The organism is Micromonospora sp. NPDC002389 (assembly GCF_040296095.1).
Lineage (GTDB): Bacteria > Actinomycetota > Actinomycetes > Mycobacteriales > Micromonosporaceae > Micromonospora.
This window is the reverse complement of record NZ_JBEOWP010000005.1, coordinates 273,418-297,698: the sequence shown is the minus strand read 5'-3', so window position 1 is coordinate 297,698 and position 24,281 is coordinate 273,418. Positions and strand designations below refer to the sequence as shown.

Below are 24,281 nucleotides of genomic sequence, written 5' to 3'. Positions count from 1 at the left end.
GACGGGGACGTTCTGCTCACGTCCTGGTGGTCGGAGCGGATCGGTGTGTCCAGGGAGCAGGTCGAATGGAATTATCACGACCGACCCTGGTTGGATCACTCGGCGGTTCTTGAGACGGCCGAAGAGTTGCGGCTTGAGCCGGATCTCGTCTACGAGCACGCCATCCGGCATCAACACCTCTCCCGTCGGACTCCGGAACTGATCAGGCAGTGGAATCCGCACCACGCGAGCCGGACAGCGTACAAGTTGGCGGACGAACTGCAGGTCCCGGTACGGCTGCTGGAGCCGCTGATGAACGGGCAGCCTCCGGCCCGGACGCGTGAACTCCGCCGCCCGTTGGACAAACTGTCCGGCATCCCGCAGGCGTTCAGCGGGCACTCGGCTCGACGGCTCGCCTTCCTGACCGACCTCGGGGCCGGCATTCCCCAGACCATCGATCCGGATCAACTCCGTGTTCTGGGCGAGCAGTGGCTCACCGAGGTCCTGGCAATCGACCCGGTCGATCTGGAGTTCCTCGACCGCTACTGGTTCGACCGGCTGTACTCGGTGGTGGAACTGCTGCGTGAGCACTACGAGGAGCGCGAGCCCAGCGGCGGCTGGAGCGTGCACGACATCGAACTGCTCGCTGACGACCTGGGTCTCAGTAGCCTGTTGGTGACGGGCCTCAGCGTACGGATCGGCCGGGTGCCTCGAGAGTTGGTAGGCCAGGCAGGCGGCAGGATCGCCCTGTTGGTGGCCAGCCGGCTCCAGTCCGACCCGCGCGACCTGGCATCGATCCACGATCTGGTGGCGTCCGTGGATTCCGATGGGCCGCGGCACCTCATGGTGGATGCTCTGGTGGCCGAGCTTCGCCGCGCCGGCCGGGCACCCGCTCCCCGGCCGTCCCTCGCCAGTCGGCTGTTGCGTCTCGGTGTCGAGGCCAAGCGCCTCCCGCCCTCCCTCGGCGAGGTGACACGAGACGCCGGTATGTCCGTCGACGAACTGGTCGAGACGGCTGAACTGGCCGGCAACGTCGACCTTCGGACGGTGTCGGAGTTCGTCAGATTCGCGTTCGGCGGCGACCCCGGGAAGGCCGGTCCGAGCCGTTCGCCGGGCACCGGCGGTACGGCCACCTCCCGTGCTGATCTGTCGCCTCAGGTCGTGGCCGGTCAGCTGCGCGACTGGATCGGCCGACTCCACGACGAGTTCCAGGTCGAGCGGCACGACATGCCGACGGTGTTGCGGACCGCCAACCAAGGGCGGTGGACCTCGGCGACACTGACGACGCTGCCGGCCGACTCGGCCGACCGGGTTCTCAGGGCCCTGTCGAGCTTCTCCGTCGAGAAAGTGGTCGGCGAACTCCTCGACATCTCCTACGACGAGGCCGACGTCGCGCAGATGCTCGACCGACTCGTTCCGATGGTGAACGGAGCGGTCGACGCCCGCATCGACGAGCTACTGCCGCTGTGGCTGGAGGCGGGCGAAACCCCTCCCATGCACCTGGAGCTGATGCTGCCGGCGACCGAGCCGGCGCAGTCGCCAGCGGCCTCCCCTGGGTCGTCGACAGGCTATCGGGCGCTGCGTCTGTGGGAGTACTCGCGCGTTGAGGACCTGGAGACGGCGGCGGACGAACTACGTCGACTGTGGCAGGCGGGTCACCGATCCGTGCCTGCCCTCCTGTCCGCCAGCCCCGAGGGCGGCTCCCGGGGAGAGGTCTGGATCAGCGAACTGGACCCACACCCGCTGTTGGTTGGCGCCCTGATCGCCGTGAACAGTCTGCCCGGCGGGCTGGCGGGGTATCCCGATCTCCTGGCGTACCTGGGCTACGAGGTCTCTCCGTACGACGTGAAGCGCTTGGACCGCCGAGTCAGCTGGGTCCGACCGTTGCACCCAGAGGCGTTCGAGCCGTTGACGGCCGGAGCGGCTCGGACCATGGTGATGACGGCGGCCGTCTGGCACCGACGACAGTCACCACAGCCTGATCCGGTGGCCCGACTGGAACCATCGACGACCTGGCTGCTCGGCGATTCCGAGCCCGGCCCCGGCCCGGCAGCGGCCTACCGGCTCGGCCCGCAGGATGTGGGAATCGGGGCGGGCAGCCTGCTCCGGTCGATCCTCGACGGCGCTCGTGCACAGGGCGTCGACCTTCCCGCCGGCGTACGCGACGAGGCGACGCTGATCGCGCGCGCGGTGCAGACCGTGCACGGCGATCCGCATCGGTTCGTGCTCCGCAGCATCGGCACGGTCCTCAGCGCCGACCTCGACGAACGGACGATGGTCCGACTCGCCGAAGTGCTCTGGCCCACCGAGCAGATCGGCCCGCGACGGGAGCTGCTGCGCTCCCGGATCGCGCTTGCCGCCGACCACGACGACCCGCGCCTCAACCGCCTCCTCGCCCTCTCGCCACCGCCGTCCGGCACCGGCCCGGAATGGATCGTGCGCCGCGCGACGACGAGAGAGAGCACCCGGACCCGCGAGGTGTCCCGTCTCCTGCAGGATGTGATCCGTGATCCGCGGCTCTGGGACTCGACGCTGCGCGAAGAAGTCACTGCGGTCCTCGCTGTCGCACTCGGCGTCGACCTGGTGGTCGTGGAGGACGACACTGCTCGTACCTATCCGGGTGGAGGCTCGACCCTCTATCTGCACCGGGTCGAGCGGGATCGTTTCCAGCCCTATCTTCCGGCCAGCGTTGCCGGCGGAGCGGTCGACCTGGGGGCCGCGCAGGGAATATTCGGCCACTACGACCCCGCCTCGGACGTGGTACGCCTTCCCGTCGTCCTGGCCGGTGCCGGTGGCCAGCAACAAGGTGGCCTGACCGCGCGCCTCCGCAGCGAGGAGCTGATCGGTCTCTGGGCGAGGCGACAAAACGGCCCCGTGGGTCCCGTGGTGTTGGTCATGGGCGGAGCAGCTCAGCAGGCCGGTGCAGGCGATGCGCTCGCCGCCCGATTCCGGGACCGACTCGGCCAGGGCGTCATCGCCAGTGCGGACGACATCGTGCTCGACACCGACGGGCGGGTGTCCGCGGTCGCGCTCCGCCACCTGCCCGACGGCACGGTCGACGTGGACAGTCCGAAGCGAAGCGAGTTCCGGTACTTCCCTCCCGACGGCGGCGCTCCCGTTCCGCTCGGCGACGACCTGGTCTCAGGGGCGGCGTCGGTCGGCCTACGGCTCGTGGTGGACCTTCCGCCGGCCGAGGACACACCGACCGTCCTGGCCGTCCGGCCCGCCCCGGCAGCCGAGGTCGAGGCACTGGGGCCCCGCCTGTTCACGGACGGTGAAGGCGTCTTCCACATCGGTCGGCACGCCACACCGCCGGACGGGTGGCTGCCGCTTGGTGACGCCAGCCCGTACCTTGCCCTCCGCTGGCTGCGGAACGACGGGTCGGCGCGCGTGCCCGACGCAGCCGTCGAGCAACGGGACCTCCAGACCGTCGCGTCGGACGCCGTCGGACTCCGACTGGGTCAACGGTCGGTACGTGATCTGCCGCACCAGATGGCTTCGGCGCTCACGGAGCGGCCCAGGGGCGGAGTGCGGATGCACCGGCGGCTCCCCGCAGTGTTCTCTGGGGACGAGGTCGTCTTCGTCAGCCGTGCGGGTTGGGCACATGCCGCCACCGTGCGACCCAACGGCGAGTTGCTGGTCTACCGGCCCACGCATGACGACGTCTCGGTCGAGCGGATGTCCCATGCCCGGTTCGTCGACGAGTCCGGCCCCGGGTGGTACCTGGTCCGCAGTCGGCTCCGCAGTGACTGGACTCCGGTGTATCCCGCCGACCGCCCGGCGGTTCCGACCGACTCGGGGTGGTCTGCGCGGCCGCCGGATGTGCTACCCACCCGGGTGCTGGAGATCGAGCAGGAGCCCTGGAATGAGGAGGTGCGCGGGGCTGACACCCGTGGCGCCGAGGTGCGGCTGAATCCGCTGTGGATGCCCCTGGCCGAGTTCACCCCGGAGGTGTGGGCGGGACGGCCGGGGCACAAGTGGCTGTACCTGGTGCTGGAGCGTCGGGCGTACACCGGCGGGTCGGAGCCGGAGGTCCCCACCGAACGCCCCGACGACCTGTTGGTCTTCGTCGGCTCGGAAGCGGCCTCCCAGGCGCTCTCCGATAGTCAGTTCAACGACCTGCTGGCGTCGATCCGGCAGGTGGATCCGGACATCACGCCGGGACTGGTCAGAGACATGGTCGACGGTCCCGGGCATCCTTCGCTGGGGGTGCGGTTCACTGCGGCGTCGCCGGGGCAGGGGACCGCAGTGGTGACGTCGGCAGGTGTCGCGGGCGAACTCCGCAGAGTCCCGGCAAACGGGACCTGGGAGATGAACGACTCCTCCGGTAGGTACATGCGAGGAGAACAGCGCTCGGCCGACGCGACACAACGATGGATGCGGGTCGCCGCGCAACTCGTCGCAGATCAGGTGGGCGAGCCGGTCCTACCGCGGACGGTGCGGCTGGACGGCGGGATGACGGCGAGCATGAGCCGTCAGCAGATCCACTCCGGACTGTATTTCGCGCATCCCGACGACACCCAGGACACCGTCGCAGCGGTGCGGCGGATGCCTGCGTACGCCGGCTTCAAGTCCGTGTACGCCACCCTGGATCCGCGAACGCTCGAAGTGGTGACGAGGGCGGGACGGTTCGGTCCGAGGAATTTCAACAGCCAGATCGACCACGTCGAGGTGGAGACCCACACGAAGCTGTTGCTGGTGCTGTTCCTACCCGCCGATGCGGACGGGTCGGCGTCGGAGCGCGAGGCGGTGGTGCGGTTCGCAGGGCAGCTCCACGAGGTCCGCTCCAGCGACATCGTGACCAACTACGGGGTTGCCCGAATTCTGCCTGACTTCGACGATGTGCAGTTGGGGATCCTGGCGACGGATGATCGCGGTGCACCGGTGGTGGCGCCGGATGGCTTTTTCGTATTGCTCAGCTCGGGTATGCACACCAGTGAGTTGGGACCGTCGGCGTCCATGTCCATGGAAGCGCTCGGTTCCTACCCGGATGCCCACGGTGGTGGGGAAACGGGGCAGCAGTACCCGGTTCCGTTCAGCGCACCTGGCATCGAGCCGCCGCCGGGCGCCGACTACGACCGCGGTGTGCTGGTGGTGGGCGACCTGGCCAGGTGGCGGGAGCGGCCAGAGGCCGGCGCGGTGGTGGAGGCTGCGCGAGTGTCGGCCCGACCGATCGTCGTCGCCGAGGTCGGCGCTGTCCCCGCTGCACGGGCTGCCGAGATGGCCACTTTCGCCGAGACGATGCAGCGGTTCGTGCAGTGGCGCCTTCGGCCCCTGGTGGTCACGACCGCGATTGTCGCCGAGCTGAGGGTGGAGGCGACGCTTCACCACGTACCGGTGGTGTTCGCAGAGACCTCCGGCGATGGCACGCGGTGGCACGCGGTCGACTCCGACGGCGTGGTCCGGTGGTCCACGTCAGTGTTCACGCCGGCACTCTTCGTGGCGGCCGGTGAATCCACGTCCGGGCCGGCGGTCGCGTCGCGGCCTGCCGATGTCGGTCAGGTGCGCCTGGCGGAGATGCGGGAGCATCTGGCCAGATGGGAGGGGCATCTGGGGTGGTTGCAGGCGGACGACCGGAGCGGTCGCGCGGGCGGGTCGGCGGATCGGCTCCAGGCTGAGTCGGAGATCGGCCGGTTGACGGCGCGTATCACCGAGTTGAGCGCGATCACCGCCCACTACCCGGTTGAGGAGACCGAACGAGGTCTGATGAGCTACATCAGGGTTCGTCGGCAGCCGGGTGGTGATCGGGGGTTCGACGAATATCGGGTGCTGATCGATGACTACTCGGGGGTGCGGAGCATCCACCCGGAGACGGGCGAGGTGACCGCTTCCTTCTGGTTGTCGAACGGCCAGTGGATGCCCCGCCTTCTGGGTGGCTCGCCCGATTCGACGGTGGTGCAGGACGTCCGGCGGACGCCGCCCATCCCGCCACCGGTTCCCGCCAGCAGGAACGGGGTCGAGGACGAGCTGGTCGTGACCCGGGCGCAGGCGCGGCTGGCCAGTTGGGCGGTGCCGGACCGGCTCGTCGAGCTGCGGCGGTTGGCCGACGAGGGCCGTCCGGGTGCCGTCGAGGCGTTGGCCGACCTGGAGAAGTACCGGGAGGTTCTGGCGCAGACCACCGCACCGAACCGGCAACAGCCCGGCAACGCGCGGCGGAACGTCGCTGCGGTGGCGACCGCCTATCGCGTCGTGCACGACCGGCTGACGGCGTTGGCGTCGGCGCTGGACCTGCCGCATCTGGCACCGCCCGGCCCACCGGCGGTCTCCCTCGACGACAGCGTCGTGCCGGTGCACGCGGTGCCGGTGCCGGCCTTCCCGGTGCAGCTGGTGCCACCCGGGTCCAAGGCGGCAAAGGAGGCACCCGGTTCCAAGACGGCACCCGGGTCCCCAAAGCCACCCGCGATCGCCGACCTGGTGGCCGACCCGGCGACGCGGGCGTGGCTGACCTCGAACACCATCCCACCCCACCAGGTCGCGCGACTGGTGACCGGTGGACGTCTGCGCTTCGACCCGGGACAGGTCGACCAGGTGGTGCGGATGCTGGGCGGGGAGGGAGACGCCCGGGAACTGGTCGCGCTGACCGAGGTCCTCGGCGCGGTGCCGCTGGACCTGCGGGAACGGTCCGAGGCTGCGGGGCTCGCCGGGCCCGGTCCGCTGTTCGGTGTGGTCCGTGAACTGGCGGTGTCCCCCGCAGACGTGGCAGCGCTCGGCGATGTGCTGGCCCGGGTCGCTGACGGCTCGTCAAAGTTCGAACCGGACAAGGGCCGCTGGGTCGACCGGCTCCGGACGGCACTGGCCGACGCCGGTGTCCGCACCGACAGCGACCTGGTGTGGCTGATACGGCTGACCCGCCGGATGGACCTGGCCCCCGCCGACCGCAGGTGGTTGGGCGAGCTGCGCGACCTCGGGGTACCGCTGGAACTGCTGCACGAACTGCCCGACGAGTACGTCCGGGCGGCGCTGGACGGCCGGCGTCGGGCCGACACCGGTCTGGCGGCGCTGGCCGCCGATGCCGGCTTCGCCGGCCCGGCCGCGTTGGAGGCGGCGGCCGAGCGACTCGGCGTACCCCCGGTCGACCTGGCCCTGGCCCTCGGCGACCGGCTGCGGGCGGCCGTGTCCGATGCTCCACCGCTGTCCGACGCGGGGCCGGACGGCCTCCGGGAGCAGGGGCAGCGGGTCGCCGATCGCCTCCTGGCCCAGGTCGCGTCGACCGGACCCGGACTCGACCGCTGGGTGCGCTGGAGTGCGCGGCTCGGATTCCCGGTGGACCGGCTCCGCCCGCTGGCCGAGATTCCGATGCTCGAAGGTCTCATCTGGGAGGCCCTGGGTGACGTGCACGGGGGCCGGGTCGCCGAGGTGCTCGTGCCGTTGGTGCCGGAGGCGGCGGCCCCGGCGCCGATCGCTGCTCGGCACGTCGCCGTGCCCACCCCGGAGGAGTTGGCCGCGTGGTCGCAAAGACTCGGTGTGCCCGACTACTACCTGCGGCGGGTGCTGGTCATGCCCGGCGTCGACGGGCGAGCGCTGCCGGCGATGGCCGACCGCCTCGCGTTGCCCCCAGAGCAAGCCGCCGCACTGGTCCGGCTGGTCGAGGTCACCGGTCGGGTGTCGGCTGACGACTTGCTCATGTTCGCCTACCGGCTGGGCATGCCAGCGGGTCCCTATCTGCTGGTCTGGCTCGCCAGCTACTGGGAGATCCATCCGCGCAGGCTGATGCCGCTGCGTCCGCTGTTCGCACGGATCGCGGAGCTGCCCACTCGGAGTCGACCGTCGATGCAGGAGATCGAGGAGCTGGTCGGTCGCTGGGCGGACCCGGGCCGCGCGGGCGCGGGGTATCACGCAGAGCCCGCCGCCGACCTCACGGACGGACTGCTGCTCGACCGGCACGACACCTTCGACGACGACCAGTTCCGGATGTGGCCCACTGCCGAGGAAACGGCGGCGAGCGTCCGCACCCCTCAGCCTGCCCCCCAGAGGGCCAGTGGTCGCGACGACGACTCGGACCGAAGCTCGGCGTCGGAGTCGCACCGCTCACACAGCCTCTTGTCCATCCCGGACGATGACGAGCAACAGGCACAGCACACGAGCCTGGCCGCGCTCGTCTACAGCGGTCGCTCGACCTGGACCAGGGCGGACGGTGCCGGCCGGAGCCGCCGGAACGCCTCGGCACTGTTCTGGGCAGCCGGTCTCGGATCAGGCCCGGAGGGAGCCGGGCTGGAGGTCCTGGACCGCCTCCGGACGTTCGTGCCGACGGCGGTCCGCGATCGGCGCGACAGGCTGCGTCGGTGGGCGGAGATCAGTTCCGTCGAGGCCGAGGAACTGTGGCAGGACACCGAGAAGGTCGCCGCCGACCCCGACCTGGGAACGCTGACCCGGCAGGCGGCGATCGTCGCCTCGGCGGCGACCGCAGCGGTACCCGCGCTGACCCGCGACATCACCTCACCCGACGTGACGGAGGTGGTTCGGGGAGCCGTCCAGGCTGCCGACGCCGTGGTCGACGCCGTACGCGCCTGGACCGATCGGCACGCCGACCGGCCGATACCGTCAGCCGGAGACGATCCGGCCCGGCCGGTGCGCGTTCCCGACCTGCTGCGGTCGCTGCCAGCGGGCGAGAGGCTGGCCTCGGCGCAGGCCGGTCGTGACGACCTGGCCGCGATGTTGACCGGGGTACGCACGCTGCTCCACACGTTGACCCGGACGACCGAGGCGGGCAGCGTCTATCGGACGGCTGCCATGGTGATCGAGGCGGCCGCCACGCACATCGCCCGTCTGGTGGTGGGGGCGGGCACACCCGCTCGGCCCGGGACGGCGTTGATCGCGAACGCGGTCGCCGCCCAGGCGATCGAGGCCGCTCAGCGGCTCACCGCGACCGTGGCGGCCTGGGACCGGCTGGCCGGTGGCCTGTCCGCAGCCGAACTCGCCGCAGCCGTGACCGACGGTCAGGCAGAGGCCCGGAACAGAAGGGAGACCGACGACCAGAGCGCGGACGTCATCCTGGCCCCGTCGTGGGCGAAGCTCATCGACGTACCCGAGTCCGAGATCGAGGAGGACCGCTACCTCCGCCCCTGGTTGGATCACCTGGCGATCGTGGCGACGGCCGGCAGACTCAAGGTCCCGCCCGGCGTGGTCTACGAGTACGCCCGACGCAACGGGTACCACTCCGAGCGCGCATCTGGTCTGCGGGCGACCTGGAGCCTGGGACCGCCGCACGAGGACCTCTACCGCCTGGCGAACGATCTGTCGGTGCCGGTGCGGTTGCTGTCGCCGCTGCGGGCCCTGCTGAGTGCGAGGGCGGGCACCGCACCCGACCTGGAGCAGGTGAGGGATTCCCTGCTGCGGGTACAACTGCCGGACCGGATCGCGAAGTGGCCCCGGCGTCGGCTCGCTTTCCTGGCCGACGTCGGCCTGCGGACCACCCAGGCCACGCGCCCCGGCGAACTCGAGGATTGGCCGCACCGGTGGGTGGCCGACATCCTCGGCCTGGACCCGGAGGATCTGGACGGCGCCGACGGGGTCTCCCTCCGGTCGCTTCTCGAACTCGTCGATCTGGTGCGTCGCGAGTACGCCGTCCGCGAACCCGACGGAAACTGGGCACGGCACGACCTCGAGTCGCTGGCCGACGCGCTGGGCCTCAGCAGCTACCTGGTCACCGGCCACAGCGTCCGGATGGGCCGAGTGCCGATGGAACTGGCGGACAAAATGTACGGCGCGTACCTGTTCCTGCTCGCCACCGCGCTCCGGATGGACTCTCGGGAGGTGACGAAACAGTTCGGGACGGTACTCACCGAGGTGATGGATCGGGCACTGCCCCGGCAGGTCGTGGTGGAACGGGCGCTCGCGCGAATCCGGGCGAAGGGGAAGGCCCCGGCGCCGAGGGAGAGCCTCACCGGCAAACTGCTCCGGATCGGTGTGGCCTCGAACGACCGCGTACCGCGACACCTGGGACTCCTCGCACAACAGGCCGGCGTCTCCGCGACGGAACTGGTCGAGACGGCCTACCAGGCAGGTGAGGTCGACCTCTGGCTGACCGCCGACGCCATCGGACTGGCGGTCGGCTCCCGTCCCGTACCCCAGGGCGGCCCGGAGGCCGAGGCGCCCGTCCACACCGTGGACCCCGCGGCGCTGCCACGCATGGTCAACGAGTGGGTCGACTGGCTCGGCGGAATCGCCGCAGCGGCGCCACGCCTGCATCCGGCGATGACCGCGCAGGCGCTGCGGGTCGGTTGGACGTTCGACGAGCTGTCGGCGCTGCCCGGAGACGAGCGGAAGAAGGTCCTTGCGGCCCTCGCGGCGTCCGCCTCGGAGGCGGGGCTCAACCGCGTCTACCACAACACCGTCTTCTGGTACGGCCGCAACGTCGAGAAGCTCCTCCGTGCGCTGACCACATTCGTCGCCGATGTCGCCGGTGCCCGCCTCGAACTCCCGATGCCCCGGTGGGCCGAGCCCGATTCACGGTTTCGCGTCAACGTTCACGTGCCGCACTCGGTCGACGCTGACTTCGCGACGTTCGCAGCGGTCGAGACCCGGCGGGAATGGATCCTCACGAACGACCCGGCCACCTGGGAGGAGATGGAGCGGGGCCTGCGTGAGCTCCGACAGGACGGAACACGTGTCGCTGCCGCGACCGTCTCCCTCGCTGCCTCCCCCGATCCGGCCACACGGATCGCGGAACTGGACCTGACGCCGCTGACCGTCAGCGCGTTGATCGTGGTGATCGCCCTCCCGGGCGGCCTCACGATGCACCCCGAACTGCTGGGATACCTGGGGTACGAGGTCGACCCGTATGACTCGACGCGCCTGGATCGTCGGGTCAGCCGACCCGAGCGGCTGCGCGTCGACCCGTTCCTGCCCATCGAACATCCGCCGGCCCGGGCGGCCGTCATGGCGGCGGCGATCGTACGCCAGCGGAAGCCCGCACCCCTGGTCGTAGCCGACCGCCCGAGTACGACCACCACCTGGTTCCTGGACGACGGGGATCCCGCCCGCGTCGGGGCCGACGAGCACCACCTGGTGCCGCACGACGTGGGTGACGCACCCGGCAGCCTGGTCCGGGCCGTCCTCGACGGCGCCCGCGCCCAGGGGCTGCGGCTGCCGTCGCAGGTGCGCGACGAGGACGGCCTGATCCGGCACGCGCGGCAGGCGGTCCAGGACGACCCGACCAGGTTCCCGTTGCGGACCATCGGTGACCTGGTCGCCGGAGATCTCGACGATCAGGCACTCCTCGGCCTGGCGCAGGCGCTGCCGATCAGGGTCGAGTCACTAGATGACCTGGCGACCCTGCGGTGGACGATCATGACAATGATCAGCGAGGGCAATCCGCGCCTGCGCAGACTTCTCGGCACCGCCGTCGCTTCGCCGAGCCGGGGCGCGGCATGGACACTGAGTCGCGTCGGCGCTGGCGGTGCCACCGCTGCCAGCCATGTCGCACACCTGTTGCCGGACGCGATCGGGGATCCGACGCTGTGGGACTCCGCGCTGGTCGACGAGATCCTCGGTGTGCTCGCCGTCGTGCTGGAAGTGGACCTGGTCGTGGTGGAGACCGAGGCTGCCCGCCGGTTCTCGGGCGGGGGAGGCTCGACCCTCCACCTGCTCAGGGGCGAGCGGGGCCGATTCCAGTCCTACCGCCCCGCACCGGTGCCGGCCCAACTCATCGCGATCGAACCCGCACAGGTGATCTTCGGCGAGTACGACCCGGCCACCGACGTGACACGGCTGCCTCTCGTGGTGACCGGTATGGACGGTCGGCGCCTGCGGGACCTGACCGCCGACCTCACCGGCCAGGAGCTGATCGACCAGTGGGCGGTCCACCCCGGCCGGGGACCGCAGCCGTTGGTCCTGGTGATGGGCGGGGCCGCCGACGAGTCCGGTCCGTACGGTGCGCTCGCCCGCCGTTTCCGGGACCGTTTCGCCACCCCGGTCATCGCCAGCACCGTCGACATCGTCCTGGGCGCCGACGGGAAGGTCTCGGCCGCCTCCGTGGTCCGTGCCCCGGACGGAACCGTCGACCATACCCGGACGGAGCCTGGCGAGTTCCGCTACTTCCCACCGGCCGGAGGCGGGTCGGAGTCGGTCGGGAACGACCTCGCGGCGGGTGCGGAACCCCTCGGGCTGCCGATCGTGGTGAACCTCCCGATCCCCGACACCGGGGCGACCGTCCTGGCGGCCCGACCGGCCCGGCCGGCGGTCGAGGAAGCGCCGGTGCCGCGCCTCTTCGTGGACGGCGACGGTACGGCGCGAATCGGTAGTGCCGCCGCACCACCGCCGGGCTGGCTGTCGCTCGGCGACGCCACGCCGTACCTCGCCCTGCGATGGCTGCTCGACGGCGGCCCGGATGAGGGGCTCGACCTGGGCGCACTGGGACAGGAGGAGTTGGAGTTCGCCGCTGCGCAGGCCGTCAAGCTGCGCGGGGGGCGGATGGTGCCGGTGGACCTTACGGAACTGGTGCTGGCCGCGTTCGCCGAGCAGCCCGAAGGAAATGCTCGGGCGGATGACAGGCTGACCGACGTCTGGCCCAGTGACTCCATCCTCTTCCTCAGCCCGACCGGGACGGCCCGCGCGGCCGTCGTACAGCCCAACGGGGAACTGCTCGCCTACCGGCCGGTCCACGGCGGCGTCGGTGTCACCCGGCTGTCCCAGAGGCAGTTCGTCGAGGAGACCGGACCGGGCTGGTACGTGGTGCGCGAAGGACTTCGGGGCGTTCAGCAGCCGGTGCTGCCGTCCCCGGAGAGCGTGGATCCCCGCGAGTCCCGGCGGTACGACCGGCCGGCCGGAGTGCTGCCGCACCTCGTCCAGTCGATCGAGCAGATCCCTGCCGTCGACGAGATGACCGTCGTGGACGAGATGACCGACGTGGACGGACTGGAGGTGCGACTCAATCCGCTCTGGATACCGCTGGCCGAGTTCACGCCGCAGGTGTGGGGTAGGCGGCCCGGCCACACCTGGATGTTCGTGGTGCTGGAGCGTCGGGCGCACACCGGGTCGGAGCAGGAGGATCCCGAGGCCGGGACGCATCCCGACGACCTGTTGGTCTTCGTCGGCTCGGAGGCCGCGTCCGCCGCGATGTCGAGCTGGCAGTTCGACGAGCTGTTGGCGACGCTGCGGCGGACCGACCCGGAGGCCACGCCGGGTCACGTCAGAGACCTCGTCGACGGCCCGGGCCATCCCTCCCTGGCAGTGAGGTTCTCCACCGACCCGGCGACACGTGACGCGGCCCTCGTGGCACCTGCCGGTGTCGCGGGCGAACTGCGCTGGAACCCCGGCACCGACATCTGGTATATGAACGACAAATCGGGCAGGTTCAACGACACGGAGGAACGTCACCAGCACAGCCCCCGATCGATGCATGACTGGTTGATCGTCGCGGCGCGGCTCGTGGCCGACCAGGTGCGGGCACCGGTGCTCCCGCTGAGCGTCCGGATCGGGTCCGGCACGGGAAGGCCTGGCGCCCGACACGACATCCCTGCCGGGGTCCACTTCGTCCATCCCGCCGACAACGAGGACACATTCGCCGCCGTCCGGCGAATGCCCAGGTACTCGACCTACACCTCGGTCTTCGCCACCCTGGAGCCGGCGACCGGCGAGGTGGTGACCCGAGAAGGTCGATACGGCCCACAGACCTTCGTCCACCAGCTCCACCGTGCGGGCCTCGACGAGGAGGTCTCCCTGCTGCTGGTGTTCTTCCTGCCCGGCGGCGCCGAGGGATCCGCAACGGATCGGCAGGCCCTGATGCGGTTCGCGCAGGCCGTTCACCGCCACGGGAATTTCGAGGATGTCGTCGTCAACGACGGTCCGGCCCGCATCCTGCCCGGGGACACCGACGTGCGGCTGGGGACGCTGACCGTCGACGTTCACGGCGGTCCGCTGATCCAGGAGGAAGGCCAGTTCGTCAAACTGACCTTGTTCGGCGAGCAGAGGCGACTCGGATCCTCGGCCGATGCGGCGATGACGTGGCACCTGCACCAGCGTCGGGAGGCGTCCGATGCGGAGGTAGCACCTCAGCGGTATCCGGTTCCGTTCGGCGCACCCCGCGTCGAGGCGCCTCCGGGCACGGCTTACGACGGCGGCGTGCTGGTCGTGGGGGACCTGACCCGGTGGCGGGAATGGCCGTTCGCGGAGAGGGTGGCCGAGGCGGCAGCCTCCTGGGCGCGTCCGGTGGTGGTGGTCGGCCCGGAGCCCGAGCCGAAACACGCGGCGTTGACCGCACTCGGCGCGACGCTGACGCTGTTCGGCGCTCGACGTCAGCTACCGCTGGTGCTCGCGGCCACGCACAGTGCCGAACTGACGGCCCTGGTACGCCGGCACGGCCTGCCCGTGATCGGCGCGGACGAGGCGGGTCCCGCCGCACCGTGGCGGGTGATCGGTCCGGACGGTCGGGTGCACTGGTCCACCACCGGTTTCACGCCCGCCCTGTTCGTGGCCGCGCGCGAGGTCACCCCGGCAGAAGCGGCGAGCGTCGACCGCGTCCGCCTCAGTGAGATGACGCGTGCCCTGATCGACAGGGCGAAGGCTCTCACGGATCTGACTGCCGACCGGACAGCCGTCGAGGAGGGCCGCAACCGCGACGAGCTCGAAGCGACGGCAGCCGCTGCGCGGATCGCCGATCTGTCGGACGAGATCCTGTCCGTGCAGACGGAGATCCACCGCCTACGGGAACGTAAGGCCGAGCTGACCGAGATCGCCCGGCACCAGCCGGTCGAGGCGACGCCGGAGGGCTTGACCAGCCACATCCGGGTCGAGCAGTCGGTGCCGGGCGCCGATCGGTGGCTGCTCGTGCCGGTGCTGATCGACGACACCGGCGTGCACGGCCGGCACCCGGAGACCGGTGAACGGACCGCCGACTACTTCCTGACCGCGAGCCGGCAGTGGCTGCCCCGCCTGCGCGGTGGCGCACCCGGTGCGATCCGTGATGCGTCCGTCGAGGCGCCGACCGCGAGCCGGACCGACACGGCACCGGCCGGGACGAGCGCATCCCCGGCGGCGGCCGGCGTGGTGCCACCCCGTGGGGCGGCTGGTGCCGCCTCGCCGTCGCCGTCCGATCTGCCAGGCGCACTCGCCACGACCGAGGCCCAGGTGCGATTCGTCGCCTGGGCGGTGCCGGATCGGCTGGCGGCCCTGCGGCGGCTGGCTGCCGAGGGCCATCCCGGAGCCGGTGCGGCCTCGGCAGCCGTGGACGCACACCGGCGCGTGCTGTTCGGAGCTGCCCACGGCCCGGCCCCGCAGGTCTCCGAGGCGGATCGCACCACCAGCTACCAGCGCATGCACGAGCGGTTGGTGGCACTGGACCTGCCCTACCTGGCGCCGCCGACGACCGACCCGTCGGGGGGTGACGACGCCGTCGCGTCGCTGCCCGTCGTGCCCGAGACGGACTTCCCGGTCGTACTGGTCGCCCCCGGAGCGGACGCCGGCCCCGACGGCCGCACGACGGACACCGAGGACGCGCGATGGTTGCGGGGTGTCGGGATCACCGGCCCGCAGGCGGCTCGCCTGCTGGATGACGGGGAACTGCCGTTCGACCGGACCGAGGTCGACCGGCTGGCCCAGCGCCTGGCCATGGCGGGCGACGAGGTCGCCGAACTGGTGAACCTGGTCGAGGTGCTCGGCACGGTGCCGCTCGACGTGGGCACCCACGCGCGAGAGATCGGGCTCGCCGGACCCGGACCGCTGTTCGGTGTGGTCCGCGACCTGGGGGTGCTGCCGGAACTCGTGGTGACGGTGGGGGACGTGCTGGCGCGCGTCGCGGCGGGCTCCCGCGAGATCGAGCCGGACGAGGGCCCCTGGGTCGATCTGCTGCGCACGGAGCTGGCCGGGGAGGGCGTCCGCACCGACAGCGACCTGGTGTGGTTGATGCGACTGGTCCGCCGGTCGAAGCTGTCGCCCGCCGACCGGTCCGCGCTGGGGGAGCTGCGCGAACTCGGCGTACCGCTGGAACTGCTGCACGAGCTGCCCACCGCCCACGTGCGCGCGGCGCTGAACGGCCGAAGCCGGGCGGCCGGGAGCCTGGCGACGTTGGCCACGGAGTCGGGCCTCGCCGGCCCGGCGGCTCTGGAAGCGGCGGCCGAGCGGTTCGGCGTACCCCCCGTCGACCTGGCGCTGGCCCTGGGGGACCAGCTCCGGGCGGCCGCCGCATCGGTGCCCGTCACCAGCCCGGACGACCCGGAGGAGCTGCGCCGCCAGGGGCAGCGGGTCGCCGAAGCGGTGTCGGCGCTGCTGCCGGCGGACGCCGACGTCGTCAGATGGGTGCGGTGGACCGCGCGCCTCGGGTTCCCCGTCGAGCACCTCCGTCCGCTGGTGGACTCCCCGACGATCGCGGAGTCGGTCTGGGCCGTCCTGGGCGATGTGCCGAGCGAGCGGGTGGCCGATGCCCTCGTGCCGGTGGCACCCGAGCCGGCGACCACGGCCGAGCTGACCCGGGCGCTCGCCCGGAAGCGGGACGTTCCCGCGTCCGCCCCGACCGACCTGGCGCAGTGGGCGGAACAACTCGGTGTGCGGGTCGCCTATCTCCGTCGGGTGACGGCACTGCCGGGAGTCGACGGCGCGCGCCTGTCGGAGTTGGCCGACCGTCTCGGGCTGTCGGCCACGCAGGCACCGGCGTTGGTACGACTGGTGGAGGTGACCGGTCGGGTACCGGTCGAGCTGCCCTGGATCGCCTACCGGCTCGGCCTGATGCGGCTCCCGTACGTGCTGGTCTGGCTGGCGGCCACCTGGGAGACGGACCCGCGCACGCTGCTGTCGTTGCGCCCGCTGTTCGACCGGATCCGGGAGATGCCCCCCGAGGTGCGGCCCGCTCCGGGACAGATCGAGGAACTCGTCACCCGGTGGGCCGCGCTCGGCCGGCCGGCACCGCGTGGCGACGGCGAAGGTGACGCGCAGGAGTGGCCGGTCCGGAGCGACGCGTCCATCATCAGCGAGTCCGCCTCCGATGATCAGCGGCCACGGTACGTCCGGGAACTCCTGCGGTTCGCCGAGGTCGGCACCGGTCCGCAGGGCGGGGGACTGCACCTCGCCGATCGCCTCCGGGCCGTACACGTCGCGGAACTGACCCGCAATGTCGAGCAGTTGCGCCGGTCGCGGGATGTCGCCGTGGCCGACCCGAGCGCGGTGTGGCAGGAGGTCGACGCGGTCGCGGACGATCCGTTCGTCGGAGCGTTGACCCGGCAGGCGGCGATCATCGTCGGTACGGCCCGCTCCGTGACCCTGACGCTCCACCACCCCGTCGCCGATCCGGGCGACGTGATCCAGGCAGCCACCCGTGCGGCCGGTGCCCTGACCGCCGCCGTCCGGTGGTGGACGGAGCACCACGCCGACCGATCGGTACCCGGCGTGGACGAGACGACCACGCCGGCTGGTCTCGCCGAGCTGGCGGCTGCGCTACCCGGGCCGAAGCCGGGCGGGCGACGGGACGCGGCCGGGCAGATGCTGGCCGAGATGCACACCCGACTCGAACCGCTGAGCCGACCCGGCTCCACCTGGCACATCCACCGCAACGCCGACCTGGTGATCCGTACGGCGGCGGTGCACGTCACCCAACTGCTGGTGGCGGCCGGTGCCGCCGCGTCGCCGTCGGCGTCGCTGATCACGGCCGCGGTGGCAGACCAGGTGGTCGAGGCGACTGAGCAACTCGCCACGGCGATGGGCACCTGGGATCGACTGACCGGTGGCATGTCGGCGGCGGAGGTGTCGGCGACGGCGAAAGCTCCGCTCGGTGCCGACGATCTCCCACCCGCGCAGTTCGTGGACAACCTGCTGGCCGCGTTCTGGGCTCGGCGACTCGGTGTGTACCAGCGCGAGATCGAGGAGGACCGACGCGAGCGTCCGTGGCTGGACCCGAAAGTGGTGCACTCGGTGGCAGCCCAGGCACAGGTGTCGCCGGGGCTCGTCTACCAGCAGGCCAAGGCGCAGGGGCAGCTGTCCGAGCGGACGCCGGAGCGGCTCCGGGCATGGGGTGCCCAGCCGCCGTACGAGGCGGTGTACCAGTCGGCCCTGGATCTGCAGGTGCCGGTGCGGCTGTTGCAACCCTTCCTGCGGGCAGGTGGGGTGGCGGCGCATTCCGATGCGGCCTGGATCCGGGGCGTTCTCAGTGACATGGCGCAACGGGCAGGAACGGTCATCGAGGAGCCGAGCCGGCACCTGGCCTTCATGACCGACCTCGGTTTCGACGCCAACCAGCCGGTGACCGGGCGCGAACTGGACTCTGCGGACCGGCAGTGGACCGCCGACGTGCTGGGCATGGACCCGTCGGACCTGGACGGGATCGGCACGGCGAGGTTCGACGACCTCGCGCGGGTCGTCGAGAAGATCCGTGAATACCACGACGGGAGGACGCCCGGCGGTTCCTGGGGCCGACACGAGATCGAATCCCTGGCGGACGCGCTCGACCTGAGCTACCTGCTGGTGCTGGGACACAGCGTACGGGTCGGCCGGGTGCCGGTGGAGCTGTCGGACGACCCGTACGGGTCCTGGGTGTTCCTGCTCGCGAACCGGGGTCGGGTGGACGCGCGCGACCTGGCACCGATCCGTGGCGAGATCGCGGTCCACGTCGACCGTGGTGGTCCTCGGCACGTGGTGCTGAACGAACTGGCCGCCCTGCTGCGTGAGCACGTGGGCGGGGTGCCGCCGCGCGACTCGCTCACCCGTCGTCTGCTGGGCGTCAGCGACGCGGAGGAACTCAAGTTGCTCCACCTCAGGGAGCAGTACCAGCTCGTGGGTACGCCCATTGAGGACGCCCTCACGGTCGCGGAACTGGCCGAGGTCACGCTGGACGTGGCGCTGGAGTTCATCACCATGGCGGCGGGCCACCTCCAGTCCGGCGCGGACGGTGCGGCGGCACGCGGTACCGCCGAGCTACCGTCGGCCCCTGAAACGCCCGAGGTGACGGCGACCCGGCTCCGGGAGTGGGTCGCCCGGTTGGACGGCATCCAGGACTTCGACGGCGACGTCGCTGAGGTCCTCTGGGGCGCGCGGGACGCCGGCTGGACCCTCGAAGACCTCTCGGCGCTGTCGGTCGACGACGCGGAGCGGGTGCTCACGGCCCTGTCGATGGCCCTCAAACTGGACGTCGAGTTCCGGAGCATCACCGTCGGGTACGGCCGCGACGTCGGGGCGATGTTCAGTCGGCTGAAAGAACTCGTCGAGTACGCCGCCGACAGCCGGTTCGACCAGCGGAACCTCATGTGGACGGACGTCGCACTGACCGGGGTCCGGATCGACGTCGACCTGCCCGGGGCCACCGGTGCGGAGCCGGAGTCCCGCGGCTGGGATCTGGAACGCGAGCCCGACCGGCGGTCCGTCAACGCCGAACTGAGCCGACTGCACGGCGCCGGGACCACGATGGTCTCCGTGGCCTTCCAGAACCCGGCCGGCGACGTCGTCCGGGTGGCGGAGGTGGACACCGCAGGACCGGTCTTCGGCGCGTTGGCCGCGATCCACGGGCTGCCGGGCGGGCTGGCTCGTCATCCCGATCTGCTGGCCCACCTCGGGTACGAGTTCGCCCCCTACGACCGCAGCCGGCTGGACCGCCGGGTCAGCGCGGTGCCACCGCTGCCCCTCGCTTCCTTCGCGCGGGTGGCGGATCCGTCGCTACGCGCCGTGATCATGATGGCGGTCATCTGGCGGGAACGGCAGTCCGCGTCTCTCGTGCCCGCGAGTCGCGTGGAGCCGCTCACGACCAGGCTGCTGGCCGACGGCGAACCCACCGTCGTCGACGAGTGGGAATACCACCTGGGTGCCCGGGACCTGGGCACCGAGCCCGGCAGTCTGACCCGGGCGGTGCTCGACAGCGCCCGCGCCCAGGGCCTGGAGCTGCCGGCGCACGTACGGGACGAAGCCACCCTGCTCCAGCACGCCGGACAGGTCGTCCGCGCCGATCCGCACCGGTTCACGATCCGGTCCATCGGCGAGCTGATCATCGGCAGCCTGGCGGACGAGGCGGTCGCGCTGCTCGCCGGGGCACTGGGCCTGAACGAGCCGTCCCTCGGCGAGCCGTCGCTGCGCACCCGGTTGGTCGCGATGGCCGACGAGGACACGGCCCGCCTGTACCGGTTCCTCACCCTGCTCACCCCGGACTCCGACGCGGCGGGGGCGCTGGTGCGCGCGGGCTCGCCCGGGGCGAACCCGGCCCGGGATGCCGCCGCGCTGCTGGTCGCGGCGATCGGTGCGCCCCGGATGTGGAACTCCGCCATCCTCGACGAGGTCGTCGCGGTATTCGCCGTCGCACTGGGAGTCGACCTGGTCGTGCTGGGCGACGAGGACGCCCGCACGTACCCGGGCGGCGGCGCGACGCTGTTCGTACGCCGGGTGGGCGGAGACGTCTTCCAGTCGTACCGTCCGACCGGCTCGTGGGGTCAGCCGGCGGCCTTCGGCTCGTCGCCGGCCCTGCTCGCCGAGCACGACCCGACCACGGACGTGGCGCGTGTCCCGGTGGTGCTCGACGGTCGGCGTCACCGGGACGTGACCGCCCGGTTCACCGGAACCGACCTGATCGACCGCTGGGCGTCGCAGGCCGCCGACACCTCGGCACCGCTGGTCCTGCTGGTGGGGGGAGCCGCCCGTGGCGACGGCACGCACGGCCTGCTGGCCGCTCGCGTCCGCGACCGGTTGCGGCAGCCGGTGATCGCGCCCCTCGACGACATCGCACTCAACCCGCAGGGACGGGTGTCGGCGGTGCGGGCGGATCGACGCCCCGACGGCACGGTCGATCTCCACGAGGCGCAGCCCTCGGAGTTCTGGTACTTCCCCGCCACCGGCGGCACTGCGGTACCGCTCGGCGCTGACCTGGTGTCGGGTGCGGCCACGGTCGGCCTGCGGCTCGTGGCGGACCTGCCGCCCTCGGGCGGGGGACGCACCGCGCTGGCGCTGCGGCCCGTACCTTTTCCTGGCGACGACCTGCCGCCCCCGAGCCTGTTCGTGGACGGCGACGGCGCGGTCCGGCTCGGTCGTTTCGCCTCGCCTCCGGAGGGCTGGTGGCCGCTCGGCGACGCGTCGCCGCTGCTCGCCCTGCGCTGGCTGATGGCCGGCGGACCGGTCGACGGGATCGATCCGTCGGCCCTGGGGCAGCCGGACCTCCAGGTCGCTGCCGAACACGCCACCCAGCTGCACGAGCATCAGATGGTGATGATGGACGTGCCCTACCGGCTGCGCTCGCTGCTCGCCGCCGATTCGCCACGGGCGACCACGGTGGACGACAGACTTCGCGCGTTGCAACGAGGCGACGGCGTCATCTTCGTCGGTGTCTCCGGGCAGGCGCAGGCAGCCACCCGACTACGCAACGGTGACCTGCTCGTCTATCGGCCTGCTCGCGGCGACACGTCGACCGAGCGACTGTCCTGGGCCCGGTTCGTCGAGGAGGCGGGCGACGGCTGGTTCCTCGTGCAGCACCGCGCGGCGGACCCGGCGCCGGTGGTGCTTCCCACCGACGGACCCGTCGATCCGACCGCCTCACGGTGGTACGACCGGCCGGAGAACGTCGGAGCCGGCGTGGTGCCGGAGATCGAGCAGGCGCCGCAGAGCGGTGTGGTGCGGGGCGAGAAAACGGACGGGCTCGACGTCCGGCTCAACCCGTTGTGGATGCCGCTGGCCGACTTCACACCCGAGGTCTGGGCCGGGCGTCCGGACCACGACTGGCTCTTCCTCGTCCTGGAACGCGGGTCGTACGCCGAGGCCCAGGAGGGTGAGGACGCCCGCGACCTCCTGGTGTTCGTCGGCTCGGAGACCGCGACCGACGCGATGTCGCCGGCGCAGCTCGACGACCTGCTCACGTCGATGCGGAAGGTCGACCCGACCGTCACCCTGGCCGATGTCCGGGACATGCTCGACGGTCCCGGACATCCCTCGCTGGCCGCGCGGTTCGAGGGCGACGGCACCGCGAGACTGACCCGGGCCGGGGTGGCCGGGAACCTGCGTCGGGATCCGCAGACCGGCACCTGGGCGTTGGACGGTCTCTCCGGCCGGTACTCGTCAGGCCGTCTCGGCCCGCTTGATCATCTGGACCGGTGGTTGCGCGATGTGGCCCGGCTCATCGCCGACCAGGTGCGCGAACCGGTCAGGTCGAGCGTGTACAGCAGCCGGGGACGGATCGAGTCACGGTACGAGTTCGACTCGAAGATCTACTACCCGCACCCTGCGGACACCCTGGACACGTACCACGCGGTGCGGCGGATGCCCGACTTCCGGCCAGGGGTGTGGTCGGTCTACGCCACGCTGGATCCACAGACGGGCGAGGTGGTCACCCGCAACGGACGGTACGGCCCCCGGAACTTCACCCGCGAGTTGGCGCGCAGCAACGCCAGGTACGAGGGCGCGTTGCTGTTGGTGCTCTTCCTGCCCGGCGATGCGGAGGGCACCGAAGCAGAGCTCAAGGCCCTGTCCCGCTTCGGGGAGCGAGTGCAGGAGGCGCGCCGCACCGACGTGACGGTGTCGGTCGGGACCGCCCACATCCTGCCCGGAGACGGGGACGTGCGGTTGGGCACGCTCACCGCCGACGTCGTCGGTGCTCCCATGGTCGAGCCTGCGGGTGCGTTCGTCCGGTTCCGGCAGCCGGAGCCGGGGAGGGAGTCGGAACCCAAGCCTCCGCCGGAGTTGCTCGACGCGTCGGCCGACGCGTCGATGATGGCGCTGCTGGTGATCGGCTACCCGTCGGGCGTGCACGATGCGCCACAGCGGCACCCGGTGCCGTTCGGACCGCCCCGGATCGACGCACCCCGGGGTGCCGCGTACGACGGTGGGTTGCTGGTCGTGGGCGACGTCGACAGGTGGCGGCAGCGACCGGTCGCCGAGGCGGTGGCGCGGGCGGCCCGCACGGTGCGGCGTCCGGTGGTGGTGGTCGAGGTCGGTGCCCGAGTCGACGAACGAAGCGCCGTGCTGACCGTGCTCGGCATGACGCTGATCAAGCTCGGCGAACGGCACCTCCAGCCGATCGTGGTCGCCACCGCGCCCGCCGCGGCCCTGACCGCACTGGTGAACCGCTACGACCTTGCGCTGATCAGTCCAGAGAGCACCGCCGCGGACGCCGGTTGGCAGGTCACCGGGCCGGACGGTGCGCAACCCTGGTCGACGTCGGCGTTCGTCCCGACGCTTCTCACCACCGCCGGTCAGATCACCACAGGCCCGGTCGCGCGGTCCGGATCGGTGATCCTCTCCAAGTGGCTGGGGCAGCCCGACTGGCCCACCGCCGAGGAGTACCTCCGCGAGAACGTCGCAGACCTGCGGCACCCGTACGTCGCCGACGAGCTCGCTCACCTCCAGGCGCGGGACCCGGACAACCGACTGCTCTCCGCCCACAAGGCGGTGCTCGAACTGGTCGAGGCGTCGAACGGGGCGATCGACCCGGCTGGGTCTCGCTACCAGCCGACCGAGCCGATCCAGGCGACCGTCATGGAACCCCGCACCAGCGTGCAGGGTCCGATGACGGTCACCTTCGCCCTCGACTACCTCGAACCGAAGCCGGATGCGCTGTCCCGCAAACCCTGGGACGACCGCCTGCTCCGCCTCATGTACACCGACGACCGGGCCCGCGCGCTGGCAGCCGCCCTGGCCGCCGGGGTCGTCGGCGAACAACCGGATCGCGTCGACGACGGACGCTGGAACGCCACCGTGTTCGGTGCGGTGGCCATCGTGCTGCGGATGACCCGCGAGGAAGCCCACCCAACCAGCTCCGTCGAAGCCTGGGACAAGGCACTGGAGGACGTGGCCTGCTGCGAGGCGAACCCCTACCACCGCTGGTACTGGGTGGATCGCCTGGACGAACTCCGCGACGAGGTCCGCGCCCACGGCATCCCGGGCCACGTGGACGGGCCGGCACCGCACCACGCGGACCTGCTGGGGGTGCTCACCGAAACTGCGGCCAGCTGCGCACCCGGCCGTCAGGCGCCGGGCAGGGTGCCGTAGCTGTTGCGGTAGACCTTGCCCGGCTTGGGGTGGGTGAACTTCAGGCCGGCCCACACCTCGTCCACCCGCAGGCAGGTGCTCTCGACCAGCCCGAAGTCGTAGCCGATCCGGATCACGCTCTTGAGCTCCAGGTCGGAGCCGAGTCGGCCGCCCTTCGGCCAGGAGAGCCAGAGCATCCCGCCCCTGCGCAGGTGCTCCCGCAGCACCGGGAAACGGTGCCGCATCTCCTCCTGCGTGGTGACGAAGAGGTGCAGGTAGTCGAACTCCCCGGTCAGCGTGTCGGCGACCACCAGCTCGGGCAGCCGCAGCGCCTCGACCGCTGAGGTGGGTGCCGCGTCCAGATAGGCCCGGCTGCCCGGCTTGACGCCCATCTTCTGCGCCACCGTCCGACCCGCCGTCACTCGTTCCCCCGTTGTCTGCGTCAT

The 24,281-nt window shown here is 71.5% G+C and carries 2 protein-coding genes (1 of these 2 running past the window's edge); one reads left to right on the top strand and one right to left on the bottom strand.

The annotated features are described in order from the left end of the window. Positions 1-23,856 carry the 3' portion of a hypothetical protein gene (locus tag ABT008_RS12450; RefSeq protein ID WP_350696000.1) on the top strand. Its footprint begins 11,505 nt before the window's first position, so only the last 23,856 of its 35,361 coding nucleotides appear in the window; its start codon lies off the left edge, out of view; the stop codon is at positions 23,854-23,856. Here the strand turns inward: ABT008_RS12450 and ABT008_RS12445 are convergent. Next, a complete protein-coding gene (locus ABT008_RS12445; RefSeq protein ID WP_350695999.1) occupies positions 23,832-24,281 on the bottom strand; it encodes a hypothetical protein in 450 nt (149 codons plus the stop codon). The two genes, ABT008_RS12450 and ABT008_RS12445, sit on opposite strands and share 25 nt — an antisense overlap.